We start from the raw sequence: 14250 nt of genomic DNA on the forward strand, positions 1-14250 counted from the left end.
TTTGATGGCAGGCGAATCACAAATCCCCATCGCAGCATCCGTGAAGCGGCGATTCGCCGTGAGCCTCGCGCTGTTCTATTCGGCCGTATTCGCTGTCTCGGGCACGCATCTGCCGTTCTTTCCGGTTTGGCTGAAGGCGATCGGCATCGACGCGGCCTGGATCGGCCTCATCAACGCGCTGCCGGCGATCACGCGCTTCACGACGCTGCCGCAGATCACGGCCTTTGCCGAAAAGCGACGCGCCATTCGCGCCGCCATGATGGTGTCGGTGCTGGCGACAGCGATCGGGTTTGTGGCCGTCGGCTTGCTGCAACAGCCGATGGCATTGTTCCTGGTCTATGCGCTGACCTGCATGATGTGGACGCCGACGACCCCGTTGACCGACGCCTACGCGATGCGCGGTGTCGCCCACTACGGGCTCGACTACGGACCTCTCAGGTTGTGGGGTTCGGCGGCGTTCGCTGCGGGCTCGCTCGCCTGCGGCTATCTCGTCGATCACATCGCGGCGCGCGATCTGATCTGGGTCATCGTCGCATGGGCCGTGGTTGCGGTCGGAGCCAGCCTGTTGCTCCAGCCGCTCGACGATGTCGGGCGAAGGGCGACACAGACGCATCCCGGCAAGGCGCTGCTGCGCGACGGCGGCTTCTGGGCCGTCATCGCCTCGGCTGCGCTGATCCAGGGCAGCCACGTCGCCTATTACACCTTCTCGGCCATCAACTGGCAGCTCCATGGCCTCGGCGGACTGACGATCGCGGGGCTGTGGACGCTGGGCGTGGTCGCCGAGATCGTCGTGTTCGCGCTGTCGCCGCGCTTCTCGCTGCATCCGTCCACGCTGGTCGCGATCGGGGGCTTGAGCGCCGTGGTGCGCTGGATCGTCACCGCCAACGAGCCGCCGCTCGCGCTGCTCGCGATCGTGCAGCTCGGCCACGGCCTCAGCTTCGGCATGACCATCATCGGCACGATGAATCTTTTGGTACAGCGTGTGCCGTCTCACCAGATCGCGCGGGGGCAGGGCTACTATGCGGCATGCAACGGACTGCTGGGCGCTGCGACCTCGATCGCGTCAGGCGCGATCTACGCAGCCATCGGCGACGGCCTGTATTACGTCATGGCGGCGATGGCCGCGCTAGGTGCGCTCGTCATCTGGTCGGCGCGGCACCGGCTGATCGCTCATCCCCAGAGCGAGGCATCCGGCGGATAGACCAGGCTGTCGTCATAGCGCAGGGCATGATCGCGATCGCGCGCCAGCAGCAGCGGGCCGTCGAGATCGACGAAGCGCGCTTGCGGCGTCACCAGCATTGCGGGCGCCATCGACAGCGAGGTCGCGACCATGCAGCCGATCATGATCTCGAAGCCGAGCGCCTGCGCGGCATCAGTCATCGCAAGCGCCTCGGTGAGGCCGCCGGTCTTGTCGAGCTTGATGTTGACGGCGTCGTAGCGGTCGCGGAGCGGGGCCAGCGAAGAGCGGTTGTGCACGCTCTCATCGGCACAGACCGCGAGCGGCCGCTTGATCCGCGCCAGCGCCGCGTCCTTGCCGGCCGGCAGCGGCTGCTCCACCAGGGTGACGCCGACGGCGTCGCAGGCGGCGAGATTGTGTTCCAGATTGGCCTCGGTCCAGGATTCGTTGGCATCGACGATCAGCTCGGATTCGGGGGCGGCCTTGCGCACCGCGGTGATCCGCTCCGGATCGCCGTCGCCGCCGAGCTTGATCTTGAGCAGCGGCCGGTGCGCCGCCTTGGCCGTCGCTGCCGCCATGGCTTCGGGGGGCCCTAACGAAATCGTGTAGGCGGTGGTGCGCTCGCCGGGCACCGGCCGATCGAGCAGGCTCCAGGCCCGCAGGCCGGCCGCCTTGGCCTCAAGGTCGATCAGGGCGCAATCCAGCGCGTTGCGGGCCGCGCCGGGCGGCATGGCGGCTTGCAGGGCCCGCCGGGTGAGCCCGCCGGCCACACCCGCCTGCATGGCCTGGATGGCCGCCAAGGTCGCCTCGGGCGTCTCGCCATAGCGGGGATAGGGCACGCATTCGCCGCGGCCGGTCAGGCCGTCCCGCCTGACCTCGGCCACGACGGTCACGGCCTCGGTCTTGGCGCCCCGGCTGATGGTAAAACTGCCGGCGATGGGAAAGCGCTCGATACGCGCCGCCAGGGAGACAAGTTTCATGGAAGTCATTTTGAACTCTGGCGAAATCTGAACCTGCTAGTTACCTCTAGCAACTAACGTTAACCAGTTGGGGATACCTTCTCTGGGTAAGGGCGCGTGCGCAACCATCTGATTTTCTCCGCCCCGGCACGGGAGCGGATACCTTGAGCGGCGGTCCAAAGCTGGAACGGATTGCCAGGGGCAACGCGCTGGCACTCTGCGCCACCGGAACCTGGACCGCGAGCTTCGCGCCGGTGCTGGAGCGGATGGTGGCTGACGCCGAGAAGCTTTCCGGCGGCTCGCAACGCATCTTCATCGACGTCTCCGACGTCGCCAAGCTCGACACTTTCGGTGCCTGGCTGATCGAGCGGCTGCGCCGCAGCCTGACCCACGGCGCCGTCGAGGCGCAGATCGCGGGGCTCTCGGCGAACTATTCGAGCCTCGTGGACGAGGTGCGCCGGGTCCGGGCGAACCCGGTGGCCGACGGCAGCACCATCACCATCACCGGCATGCTGGAGCAGATCGGCCGGACCGTGGCCGGCATTGCCGGCACGGTCGCCGGCCTCGTCGACATGCTCGGCGCGGTGCTTGCGGCGGGCGCGCGCATCCTGATCCACCCCCGCTCGTTCCGTCTGACCTCGACCGTGCATCACATGGAGCAGGTCTGCTGGCGCGCGGTCCCGATCGTCGTCCTGATCACCTTCCTGATCGGCTGTATCATCGCGCAGCAGGGCATCTTCCATTTCCGCCGCTTCGGTGCCGACATCTTCGTCGTCGACATGCTCGGCGTGCTGGTGCTGCGCGAGATCGGCGTGCTGCTGGTCGCGATCATGGTCGCGGGCCGCTCGGGCAGCGCCTATACCGCCGAGCTCGGCTCGATGAAGATGCGCGAGGAGATCGACGCGCTGCGCACCATGGGGTTCGACCCGATCGAGGTGCTGGTGCTGCCGCGCATGCTCGCGCTGGTGCTGGCGCTGCCGATCCTGGCTTTCCTCGGCGCGATGGCCGCGCTCTATGGCGGCGGGCTCGTCGCCTGGCTCTATGGCGGGGTCGAGCCCGAAGCTTTCCTGCTGCGCCTACGCGATGCCATCTCGATCGACCATTTCATCGTCGGCATCGTGAAAGCGCCGGTGATGGCCGCGGTGATCGGCATCGTCGCCTGCGTCGAGGGCCTCGCGGTGCAGGGCAGCGCGGAATCGCTCGGCCAGCACACCACGGCGTCGGTGGTGAAAGGCATTTTCTTCGTCATCGTCATGGACGGCGTGTTCGCCATCTTCTTCGCCTCGATCGGGATGTGACGATGGCGCAGCAAGCTCAAAGCGAGATTCAAAACCCCATCATCCGCGTCCGTGGCATCACCGTGCAGTTCGGCACGACGCGCGTGCTCGACGGCCTCAACCTCGACGTCAAGCGCGGCGAGATATTGGGATTCGTCGGCCCTTCGGGCGCGGGCAAGTCGGTGCTGACGCGCACCATCATCGGCCTCGTGCCGAAGGTCGCGGGCTCCATCGAGGTGTTCGGCGTCGACCTGGATTCCTCCAGCACATCGCAGCGCCGCAACGTCGAGCGGCGCTGGGGCGTGCTGTTTCAGCAGGGCGCGCTGTTCTCCTCGCTGACCGTGCGGCAGAACATCCAGTTTCCGATGCGCGAATACCTCCGTGTCTCGCAGCGGCTGATGGACGAGATCACCATGGCCAAGCTCACCATGGTCGGCCTCAAGCCGGAAGTCGCGGATCGCTTTCCCTCGGAGCTCTCGGGTGGCATGATCAAGCGCGTGGCGCTGGCGCGCGCGCTGTCGCTCGATCCTGATCTGGTATTCCTGGACGAGCCGACCTCCGGCCTCGATCCGATCGGCGCCGGCGATTTCGACGAGCTGGTCCGGACGCTTCAGCGTACTTTGGGGCTGACCGTTTTCATGGTAACGCACGATCTCGACAGCCTTTACACAGCTTGCGACCGCATCGCCGTTTTAGGGAACGGTAAGATCATTGCGGCAGGGTCGATCGCCGACATGCAGGCCTCGCAGCATCCCTGGCTGAGGCAATATTTCCATGGCAAGCGCGCTCGCGCGGTGATGGGCTGAGGTGCCGGAGTAGCAGCTGATATGGAAACGCGGGCGAATTACGTACTGATCGGATCGTTCACGCTGGCGGTGATCGCCGCGGCGATCGGCTTCGTGCTGTGGTTTCAGTCACTGCACACCACCAAGCAGCGCAGCCCCCTGCGCGTCGTGTTCGAGGGCCCGGCGGCGGGCCTGCGCAATGGCGGCAGCGTCAATTTCAATGGTATCCGGGTGGGTGAGGTGGTCTCGGTGAAGCTGGACAACCCGCGGCGGGTTGTCGCACTCGCCATGATCGAGAACAACGCCCCGATCCGCAAGGACACCCTGGTCGGCCTCGAATTCCAGGGCCTGACGGGCGTTGCCGCGATCTCGCTCAAGGGCGGCGAGGAGGCGGCTCCCGGCCCGCCGCTCGACCAGGATGGTATCCCGACGCTGACGGCCGATCCCAACAAGCTCCAGGATGTGACCGAGGCGATCCGCGGCACGCTCCAGAACATCAACAAGATCGTCGCCGACAATCAGGAGTCGGTGAAGAACTCGCTGAAGAATCTCGAGACCTTCACCAACTCGCTCGCGCGCAACTCCGAGAAGATCGACGGCGTGATGGCCAAGGTCGACGGCGTCATGCTCAAGGCCGACAGCCTGATGCTCGGCCTCAACACGCTCGCCGGCGGCAAGGATGGCGGCGAGCTGTTGCTGGCGGTGAAGTCGATCCGCGAACTGGCCGAGGATTTCGACAAGCGCTCCGGCGCGTTGATGACCGACGGCCGCCGCACCCTCGGCGACATCAGCCGCGCCGTGAACAATTTCGACCGCAACCCGACCCGTGTCCTGTTCGGCGCCAGCAACAGCGCGCCGGCCGCCGCCCCGCCGCCCGAACCGCCGAGGCCGGCAGCGACACCCGAGCGCAGGCGGCAGTAGGCGTTTATCTCCGGGCCTCTCTCCGTCATTGCGACGCCAGGTCTCGTGTCCCGGACGCGCTGCAGCGTGCAACGCTGCTGCGCAAAGCCGGGACCCAGAACGCAACACGCTACAATGCTGCGACATGGGCCCCGGCTCTGCAGCGCACCGCCGAAGAGGCGCTGCGCTGCGTCCGGGGCACGAGAGCGCTGAATGATGCGTGCGCGTTCTCTATGTCATCCTCGCAACGACACCACAAACCAAAACGGAGGCCGCAAGGCCTCCGTTTTCATTCGCTATTGGTTGTCGCTAGCCGCTCACCCCAGCCGGCCCGCCGCGTGCGCGAGCAGCGTGTACACCAGGCCCGTCTCCGAGGTCAGGTGGTTGCGCAGCTCCTGCGGGCCGCGGCCGTCGCGGGCGACTTCGTCGAGCAGTCGTTCGAACTCGGCGACGTAGCGGTCGACCGTGCCCTTGAAGTTGCGGTCGGCGCGGTACTTGCGGGCGACCTCGTCGAAGGCCTTCTGGCCGGCGGGCGTGTAGAGGCGCTTGGTGAAGGCCTTGTTCTCGCCGCGCTGGTAGCGGTCCCACATCTCGGCCGCGAGATTGCGGTCCATCAGCCGGCCGATGTCGAGCGACAGCGATTCCAGCGGATTGCTGCTGGCCTGCGGAGCCTGCGGCTGCGGACCAGGCGCCTGGCGGCCACGGGGAGCCTCACGGCCGTTCGGGGCGCCCTGATTGGCGTCCGTGCGGTTCAACAGGTCCGACAGCCAGCCGTCGCGGCCCTGGTCGTTGCTGGAAGGCGCAACCGGCGGCGCTTCGGTGCGGCGTGAGGGCGCGGGCATGCCGAGGTCCGGCGGCGGCAGCGTCGAGGCGCTGCCGGTGTCGCGCATGCGGGTCTCGGTACCGCGAGGGCCCGCAGTTGCCATCATCGGCTCTTCCTGGCGCTGGACGGCGACAGAAGCGCGGCCCGCCGTCGAGACGTCGAGGCCACGACCGTGCTGGGCGACGATGCGGTTGAGCTCGGCGAGGGCCTCGATCTGGTCGACGATCACCTTGCGCATCTGCGCAGTGCTCTCGGCGGCCTCCTGCGGCATCTCGAGCACGCCGCGGCGCAGCTCGTTGCGCGTGGCTTCGAGCTCGTTGTGCATCTCGAACGCCATCTGCTTCATGCTGGAGACGAGGTTGGTGAACTTCTCGGTCGACTGCTTGAACATCGTATCCGCCTCGTCCGTGGTCTGGCGGTAGATGTCGTGCATGGCCTCGACGGTCTGGCGGTGCTCCTCCTCGGAGGCCGCGCGCACCGCCTCGAACTGGCGTGTGATCGCGGCGGAGCCTGCGCCGGCGGTCTCCGCGACGACACGGGCGATGTCGCGGGCGCGCTCCTCGGCCGCCGCCAGCGATTCATCGAGCAGGCCGGTGAAGCGCGACAGCCGCTGGTCCAGATCGGCGGTGCGCAGGTCGATCGTGGTGACGAGCGATTCCAGCGCCGCCTTGCGCTCGGCGAGCGAGGCGGTGGTGTTCTTGTTGCTCTGCTCCACGACCTGCGCGGCTTCGACCAGCGCCTTGCCGTGGGCGTCGAACTGCGTCGACAGCTCGCCGAGATCCTGCAGAGCCTTCGTGGTCTTGCTGTTGAAGACGTTGAGCTGGTCTTCCAGGTTCTGCGTCGCAGCGCCGTTGCGCGAGGTGACGTCGTTCATCGCCGAGACGAAGTCGGCGACGCGCGTCACCAGCGCCCGCTCCAGCGAGTTGAGGTTGTCGTGCGCACCGGTGAGCACCTCCTGGAGCAGGATGTTGCCTTCGCGCAGGCGCTCGAACAGGGCGACCGTGTCGGTGCGCAGGATCTTGCTGGTCTCCTGCATCTCGGTGACGGCCGCGATCGAGACCTGGCGCGACTGGTCGATCGCCGCGCGCGAGGCCTGCTCGAGGTCCTTGAGCGACTTGTTGACGGCACCCGTCGCCATCTCGCTCGCCGAGTTGATGGTCCGCGCCACCTCGGAGCCGTTGCCCATCATCGTCTGAGAGAACGCGTGGCCGCGCGTCTCGATCGACTTCAGCGCGTCGGAGGTGACGCGGTCGATGTCGAGCGTCAGCTGGCTGGTCTTGGAGCCGATCGCGTCCACGAGCGAGCCGCGCTTGGCGTCGATCATGTTCGCGAGGCGGTCCGACTGCTGCTGCACGTAGGTGACGATCTCGTCGGTCTTGCCGGTCATGGCCTGGCCGAAGCTGCTGCTGGCGGCGAGCACCGAGCGCTCGACGTCGGCCGAGCTCGACTTGACCCGCGAGCTCGCCTCGTTGGAGGCGTTGATCAGCGCGTTCTGGGCGTTGAGCGCGCTGGTCTGGATGTCGTTGGTCGCGTTCGCGGTGGCCGTGCTCAGCGTGCGCTCGATCTCGGTCGAGATCGCGCGGATCTGGCTCGCGGCATCCGCCGAGGTCGACGTCAGCGACGTCTGCGCCTCACGCGCGCTGTTGAGGATGGTCGAGGCGGTGTCCGCGCCGACCGAGGTCAGCGTGCGCTCGATGTCCGTGGTCAGCGACTTGATCTGGCTTGCCGCATCGGTCGAGGCGGAGATCAGCGTGCCCTGGGCCTCGCGGACGCCGCTGGTGAGCGCCTCGATGGTGGCGCCGCCGGCGGTCGCCAGCGCGCGCTGCATCTCGGCCGCGAGCGAACGGACCTGGCTGGTCTGTTCGGCCGAGACCGCGAGCAGGGTGCTCTGGGCGTCGCGGGCACTGGTCGTGATCGTCTCGGCGGTCGACTGGCCGACCTGCGAGAGCGAGCGATGCACTTCGGCCGCGAGCGACTTGACCTGGCTCGCCGCATCCGACGACGCGTTGACGAGCGTGCTCTGGGCTTCGCGGGCGCCGCTCATGATCGTTTCGGCGGTCGCGGTGCCGGCCATCGAGAGCGAGCGCTGCACGTCCGAGGACAGCGCCTTGATCTGGTTGGCGGTCTCGCTCGAGGCCGCGATCAGCGCGCTCTGCGCATCGCGGGCGCCGGCGGTGATCGATTCCGCCGTGGTGGAGCCGGCCATCGAGAGCGAGCGCTGCACGTCAGCGGTGAGGGTCTTGACGTGGTTGGCGGCATCCGACGAGGCGGTGACGAGCGTGGTCTGCACCTCGCGGGCGCCGGCCAGGATCGAGGCTGCGGTCGCCGAGCCCGCTGCGGAAAGCGTGCGTTCGACGTCGGCCGTCAGCCCCTTGATCTGGTTGGAGGCATCGCCGGAGGCTGCAACGAGCGTCGACTGCGCCTCGCGGGCGCTGGTCAGGATCGAGTTCGCAGCACCGGTGCCGACCGCGGTCAGCGCGCGCTCGACCTCGGTCGAAGTCATCTTGAGCTGGGCGTTGACGTCGGAGGAGACGGTCATCAGCGACTGCTGGGCGCTGCGCGCACCGGTCTGGATCGTTTCGCTGGTGTTGACCACGAGGTTGGTGAGCGAGCGCTCGGCGTCCTCGACATGCGAGCGGATCGCGGTCGAGATCATCTCGGCGCGGGACATCATGTCCTCGCTGGCCTGGCGGCCACTGCTCTCGATGCGGCCGGCGACGGCTTCGACACGCGAGCCGAGCAGGTCCTCGAACTGCGCCACGCGCACGTCGATGTCGCTGGCGACCGAGCCGACCTTGGTCTCGATGGCCTGCTGGATGTCCTGGAAGCGCGCCGTGACCGTGTCGGTCAGATGCATGCTGCGGCCGTCGATGATCTCGGCGACGCCTGTGATGCGGCGGTCGACCGCCTCGATCGCCTGCGCGGTGCCGTCGGTGAGCGTCGAGGTCAGCAGGGTGAGGCGGGTGTCGATCGACTGCACCGCCTGCGAGGCGCCGTTCGTCAGCGCGGTCGTCAGATAGGTGAGGCGACTGTCGACCGACTCGAGCGCCTGAGACGCGCCGCTGTTGAATGTCGTCGTGAGGTGCGTCAGGCGCGTATCGATCGTCTGGATCGTTTGCGATGCGCCGTCGGTCAGCGTTGTCGTAAGGTTGGTCAGGCGGGACTCGATGGCATCGAGTGCCTCGGATGCGCCGCCAGTGAGCGTCGTCGTAAGGTTGGTCAGGCGGGAGTCGATGACCTCGAGCGCCTGCGACGCGCCGCCGGTGAGCGTTGTCGTGAGGTGCGTCAGTCGCGTGTCGACCGACTGGATCGCCTGGGCGGCGCCGTCGGTCAGCGACGTCGAGAGCGAGTTGAGGCGGCTGTCGATGGTCTCGGTCACGGACTTCGCGCGGGTATCGAACGACTGTTCGAGCGCGGCGACGCGGCCGACGAGCCGGTCGTCGAAGGTCCTGATGTGGCCTTCGATCGTGCCGTCGAGGCTGGCGATCTTGCCGTTCAGCGAGGCGTCGAGATTGCTGACGCGTTCGCCGATCGTGGTCTCGAACTGAATCAGGCGCTGGTCGAGCACGGCGGTGATCGCCCCGCCGTTCGAGGTGAAGCGGGTGTCGAAATTGTCGACATAGGTCTTCAGCGACTCGTGGATGTCCTGCGTGCGCTGGCCCATGCGCTCGACGATCTCGCCGCCGAACGTCTTCACGGTGCGGTCGAACTCGGAGATGTGGCGGGTGATCAGCGCGCCGAGGGTGCCGGAATCACGGGCGAACTTCTCGACCAGCTCGGTGCCCTGGTTCTTCACCAGCTCGTCGAAGGCGCTCATCTGCAGCGACAGCGAGTCGTGCGCGGTCTCGGTCTGGCTGACGACCTTGGCAACGAGCGTGTTGACGGTGGCGTCGAGCGCGTCGCTGGCCTTGTCGCCGGAGGTCATGATCTGGTTTGCGAGCCGGTTGCCGGCGTCGTCGATCTTGGCGGAGAGATCGTTGGAGCGCAGCTCGAGCTCGAGCAGCAGGGAGTCCGACGAATTCTTCAGGCTATCGTGCACCTGCTCGGTGCGCTCGGAGATGCCGTCGACGATCGCGGCGGAGCGCTGCTCGAACTCGCCGGTGATGCGGTCGATGCGCTCGTTCAGCATCTCGTGGACGCGGTCGGCGAGGTCGACGAACTCGTCATGGACGTGGCCGGTCTTGAAGTTGAGGCTGGTGGTCAGCCGCTCGCTGGCGTCGAGCACGGCGCGCGTGGTCTCGTTGCTGGCTTCCTCGAGGCGGTCGAGCAGGTCGCCGCCGCGCTCGCCGAGCGCGAGGATCATGTTGTCGCCGGCATTGCTCAGCGCGCCCGTGATGTGGGCGCCGCGCTCTTCCAGCGCGCCGGTGATGGACTTGGCGACCTCGTCGACGCGTGATGCGATCGCGTCCGAGATCAGCGCGATGTCGTGGCGTAGATCGATCTGCACGCCGGAAATGGCGCTGCGGACCTGCTCGGCCTGGCCGACCAGATTGTCGCGCTGATGCGCGATGTCCTGCAGCAGGGCGCGGATGCGCACTTCGTTGTCGGAATAGGCCCGCTCGAGCGCCGCGACCTCGTTGGCGACCAGCGTCTCGAGCTCGCCGGCGCGCGCAATGGCGCGCTCGATGCCGTCACCCATCGCCGCGACCTCGCGGCGGATGGCCTGGCCGACGGTGACCATGGAATCGGAGGCCGAGCCCTCGGGCTCGGAGAAGCGGATCGCGACCTGCGCCATCGCCTGCGCGATCATGCGCATTTCCTGGCCGCGCCAGACCAGGCTTGCCAGGAAGTAGAACAGCATGATCGGCGCGAAGAACATCGCGACCAGGCCGGCGATGACGAGCACGCCGCCGCTCTGGCCCATGGCGGCCTGGATCGAGGGCAGGAAGCCGACGGTCAGCGCGGCGCAGGCGGCGAGCCAGACACCGGCGAAGATGGTGGCGAAGGTATAGACGCTGCGGGCGGGGCGGCCCTTCTGAAGCGCCTGGAGCAGCTGGCCGATGGTCTCGCGGTCGTCATTGGCGGGACGGCGCGAGCGCGGCTCCTCGATCGTGTCGAACACTGTGGCACGCTCGTTGGCGGCTGGACGCGGCTCGAAGCTCGGCTCGTCGAACATCGGGGGGCCCGCCTGCGCCCCCTGGGATGACGTTTCGTTGCGCATCGAGGCGTTGCGGCTGGTATCCGCTGCCGTGTCGCTGATGTTCAGGGCTTCCTGGATCGCAGAAAGCGCAACTTCTGTGGGGTCTTTGACCTTTTTCGGAGTGTTCGCCATGTCAGTCCGAGCCCTCGTTACTTGTACGCGTCCCCCCGCGAGCCCTGCGCGCTACGCAAGCCCACAGACCGGATCATGCCGCTTGCGCGGATTTCCGAGCCGTCCCCACCCGGACGGCTTGTCCGCCAATTTCTGCAACATCCTATTGGCAGAGCGTCGCGAATGAAATGCCCGCGATTAAGACATTCTTAATCATCGTTAACAGGATCGCGCCGTAACGCCTTAGCAACAAATACAATTCTCCACCGGACTCGCCAGATTGCGGCAACTTTTCGTCAATAAACGGGCGGAATTAGGTAAAATGGCCCAAACATTTCGTTAACCGTTTTCGTGGTTGGGTGAGGGAACCTGACCGCCGGATCGGCGGACCATCGCGCGATGCCGGGGCCTTCGCATGACGCCTGAACTGCAACGGATGGACTGGATGCCCTCGCCCCCGCTTGCACCCATCGACAGCCCGCTCGACCTCGATCATCTCTCCCGGATGACGCTCGGCGATGCCGAGCTGGAACAGGAAGTGCTGGCCATGTTCGCCGAGCAGGCAGTCCGCCTGATCGCAGCCATGGCGGCGCTACCGGCGGAGGCCGGCGCACTCGCCCACAAGCTCAAGGGTTCGGCGCGCGGGATCGGCGCCTTTGCGGTAGCGGACGCCGCTGCCAGCCTGGAGACTGCGATCCAGACCGGCCACAATCGGCCCCACGCTTTCGCCGCCCTGAAGGAGGCGGTGGCCGAGGTCCGTGCCGCCATCGAGACGATCCTGAAGCACTAGGGTTTCGACTCGCTCAAAATCAGGCCCTAGTCGCTTGTTTTGACGGGATTTCTTCGCGCGAACCGGAGTCCATTTCGCGCGAAAACGCTATGGCGCCGAGCGGACCGACCCGTTATAGGACAGCCCGGACCCTCCTTTATTCCCAACATCGCGGCAGCACGAGCACACATGGCCAAGATCAACTTTGTCGACCACAAGGGCGAAACGCGTACGGTGGAAGTCGAGAACGGCGCGACCGTGATGGAAGCCGCCATCCGCAACAGCATTCCCGGCATCGAAGCCGAATGCGGCGGCGCCTGTGCCTGCGCGACCTGCCATGTCTATGTCGACGAAGCCTGGCGCGAGAAGGTCGGCAGCCCGACGCCGATGGAAGAGGACATGCTCGACTTCGGCTTCGACGTGCGCCCGAACTCGCGCCTGTCCTGCCAGATCAAGGTCTCCGACGATCTCGACGGGCTGGTCGTCGCGACGCCGGAACGCCAGGCCTGAAACGTCAAGCCTGAAACGTCAGGCTTCATTCGCCTCACACACTTCAAGTGCTCGGCGGCGCGACCTCGATGCCGCGCTTGTGCCAGGGTCTCAGCTTCTCGATCACCTCGGCGGTCAGCGGCGCCGGTCGCCGCGTCGCCTCGTCGATCATGACGCCGACCGAGGTCGCAGAGGCGATGCATTTCCCCTGCGAGAACACGACCTGCTCGAAGGTCACCGACGTCCGTCCCAGTTTCACCACGCCGAGGCCGAGCTCGATCGTATTCGGCCAGTGCAGCTCGGCGCGGAAATGGATGTCGAGCCGCACCATGATCCAGGCGAGGCCCGGCGGCGTCAGGCCGTAGTCCGCGCTCTTCATCAGCGTGACACGGCTGGTCTCGAAATAGGTGGCATAGACCGCGTTGTTGACGTGCTGGTTCGGATCGAGATCGCCGAAGCGGACGTTGTCGCCGAGGCGATAGGGATAGTCCTCCAGGCGCGGCGTCGTATCGAGGCGGCTTGGTGCGTTCACCGATTGATCTCCGTCATATCCTTGCTCGTTACAGCCCAGTTATCCTGACCCGGCAAGTGGGCGCGGCCGCGGGACGCCACCGCTTTTATGCCTTCCCTGATCCATTCCCGTTGGCTAGACAGGCAGGGTCACCTCGGTCCGGAGGGGCGCCGTCCAACCGATAACGATCGACAAAGAGACGACATGAGCGACGTGATCAAAACCGACGTGCTGATTATTGGCGCGGGCCCCTGCGGTCTGTTCGCCGCCTTCGAGCTCGGCCTGCTCGACATGAAGGCGCATTTCATCGACATCCTCGACAAGGTCGGCGGCCAGTGCGCCGAGCTCTATCCGGAAAAGCCGATCTACGACATTCCCGGCATTCCGCAGGTTTCGGGCCAGGGTCTCACCGAAGCACTGATGGAGCAGATCAAGCCGTTCCATCCGACCTTCCATCTCGGCGAGATGGTCGAGACGGTGGAGAAGATCGGCGATCCCCTGTTTCGCTGCACCACCGACGCCGGCAAGGTATTCGAGTGCAAGGTGGTGGTGATCGCGGCCGGCGGCGGCTCGTTCCAGCCCAAGCGTCCGCCGGTGCCGGGCATCGAAGCCTATGAAGGCACTTCGGTGCATTATGCCGTGCGCAAGATGGAAAATTTCCGCGACAAGAACGTGCTGATCGTCGGCGGCGGCGATTCCGCGCTCGACTGGACGCTCAATCTGCATCCGCTCGCCAAATGCATCACGCTGTTGCACCGTCGCGACGATTTTCGCGCCGCGCCCCACAGCGTCGAGCAGATGCGCGCGCTGGTCGCTGGCGGCAAGATGGATCTGCGGCTCGGCCAGGTCACCGCGCTTTCAGGCGCGGATGGCAAGCTCTCCGGCGCCACCGTCAAGGGCAACGACAACAGCGTGAGCGAAATTTCCTGCGACACCATGCTGCCGTTCTTCGGTCTGACCATGAAGCTCGGTCCGGTCGCGAACTGGGGCATTGCGCTTGAGAACAATCTGGTGCCCGTCGAGACGTCCGCGTTCGAGACCAATGTATCAGGCATCTTCGCCATCGGCGACATCAACACCTACCCCGGCAAGCTCAAGCTGATCCTGTGCGGCTTCCACGAGGGCGCGCTGATGTCGCAAAAAGCTCATCGTTACGTCTATCCGGACAAGCGGCTGGTGTTCCAGTACACGACCTCGTCCTCCAGCCTGCAAAAGAAGCTCGGGGTCAGCTGACCGCGGGGTGGGGGGCGATGCCCCATGTTTTGGGTGCTGGAACCGTTCGCGAAATCGCCGTAGTCTGCGGCCATTC

Annotated in this window: 10 protein-coding genes; 7 read left to right on the forward strand and 3 right to left on the reverse strand. The window is 66.3% G+C overall.

Annotated elements, in window-relative coordinates:
- Nucleotides 1-4: 4 nt before the first annotated feature.
- Complete coding sequence (locus tag QSV46_RS34155) at nt 5-1201, forward strand: MFS transporter (protein WP_314962020.1); 1197 nt, start codon at nt 5-7, stop codon at nt 1199-1201.
- Here the strand turns inward: QSV46_RS34155 and dgcA are convergent.
- Nucleotides 1171-2166, reverse strand: coding sequence for an N-acetyl-D-Glu racemase DgcA (dgcA, locus tag QSV46_RS34160; RefSeq protein ID WP_314962023.1), 996 nt, complete (start codon nt 2164-2166; stop codon nt 1171-1173). The genes QSV46_RS34155 and dgcA overlap by 31 nt on opposite strands.
- A gap of 134 nt (nt 2167-2300) precedes the next feature.
- On the opposite strand from dgcA, the gene QSV46_RS34165 reads away from it, so the two are divergent.
- From QSV46_RS34165 to QSV46_RS34175, 3 genes are read left to right on the forward strand one after another with little or no spacing between them, the layout of a single operon-like run.
- Nucleotides 2301-3434, forward strand: a complete 1134-nt coding sequence (locus tag QSV46_RS34165) for an ABC transporter permease (protein ID WP_314962026.1) — start codon at nt 2301-2303, stop codon at nt 3432-3434.
- Between the two features lie 2 nt (nt 3435-3436).
- Complete coding sequence (locus tag QSV46_RS34170; protein WP_314962029.1) at nt 3437-4219, forward strand: ABC transporter ATP-binding protein; 783 nt, start codon at nt 3437-3439, stop codon at nt 4217-4219.
- Between the two features lie 21 nt (nt 4220-4240).
- Nucleotides 4241-5119 (forward strand): MlaD family protein, encoded by an 879-nt coding sequence (locus QSV46_RS34175; protein WP_314962032.1) that lies wholly within the window; start codon nt 4241-4243, stop codon nt 5117-5119.
- A gap of 296 nt (nt 5120-5415) precedes the next feature.
- Here the strand turns inward: QSV46_RS34175 and QSV46_RS34180 are convergent, their stop codons facing one another.
- A complete protein-coding gene (locus QSV46_RS34180) occupies nt 5416-11193 on the reverse strand; it encodes a negative regulator of septation ring formation (RefSeq protein ID WP_314962035.1) in 5778 nt (1925 codons plus the stop codon).
- A gap of 394 nt (nt 11194-11587) precedes the next feature.
- On the opposite strand from QSV46_RS34180, the gene QSV46_RS34185 reads away from it, so the two are divergent.
- Together QSV46_RS34185 and QSV46_RS34190 are read left to right on the forward strand one after the other, a co-directional pair.
- Complete coding sequence (locus QSV46_RS34185) at nt 11588-11962, forward strand: Hpt domain-containing protein (RefSeq protein ID WP_314962038.1); 375 nt, start codon at nt 11588-11590, stop codon at nt 11960-11962.
- 168 nt (nt 11963-12130) lie between these two features.
- Entirely contained in the window at nt 12131-12451 is a 321-nt protein-coding gene (locus QSV46_RS34190) for a 2Fe-2S iron-sulfur cluster-binding protein (protein WP_314962041.1), read from the forward strand.
- Between the two features lie 43 nt (nt 12452-12494).
- Here the strand turns inward: QSV46_RS34190 and QSV46_RS34195 are convergent, their stop codons facing one another.
- The gene (locus tag QSV46_RS34195) at nt 12495-12962 is read right to left on the reverse strand and encodes a thioesterase family protein (protein WP_314962043.1); all 468 of its coding nucleotides are present in this window, start codon (nt 12960-12962) and stop codon (nt 12495-12497) included.
- Nucleotides 12963-13145: 183 nt separating this feature from the next.
- Here QSV46_RS34195 and QSV46_RS34200 point away from each other — a divergent pair, with 183 nt between their 5' ends.
- Nucleotides 13146-14174, forward strand: a complete 1029-nt coding sequence (locus QSV46_RS34200; protein ID WP_314962045.1) for an NAD(P)/FAD-dependent oxidoreductase — start codon at nt 13146-13148, stop codon at nt 14172-14174.
- Nucleotides 14175-14250: the final 76 nt, after the last annotated feature.

The organism is Bradyrhizobium cosmicum, assembly GCF_032290525.1.
In the GTDB taxonomy this organism is placed as follows: Bacteria; Pseudomonadota; Alphaproteobacteria; order Rhizobiales; family Xanthobacteraceae; genus Bradyrhizobium; species Bradyrhizobium cosmicum_A.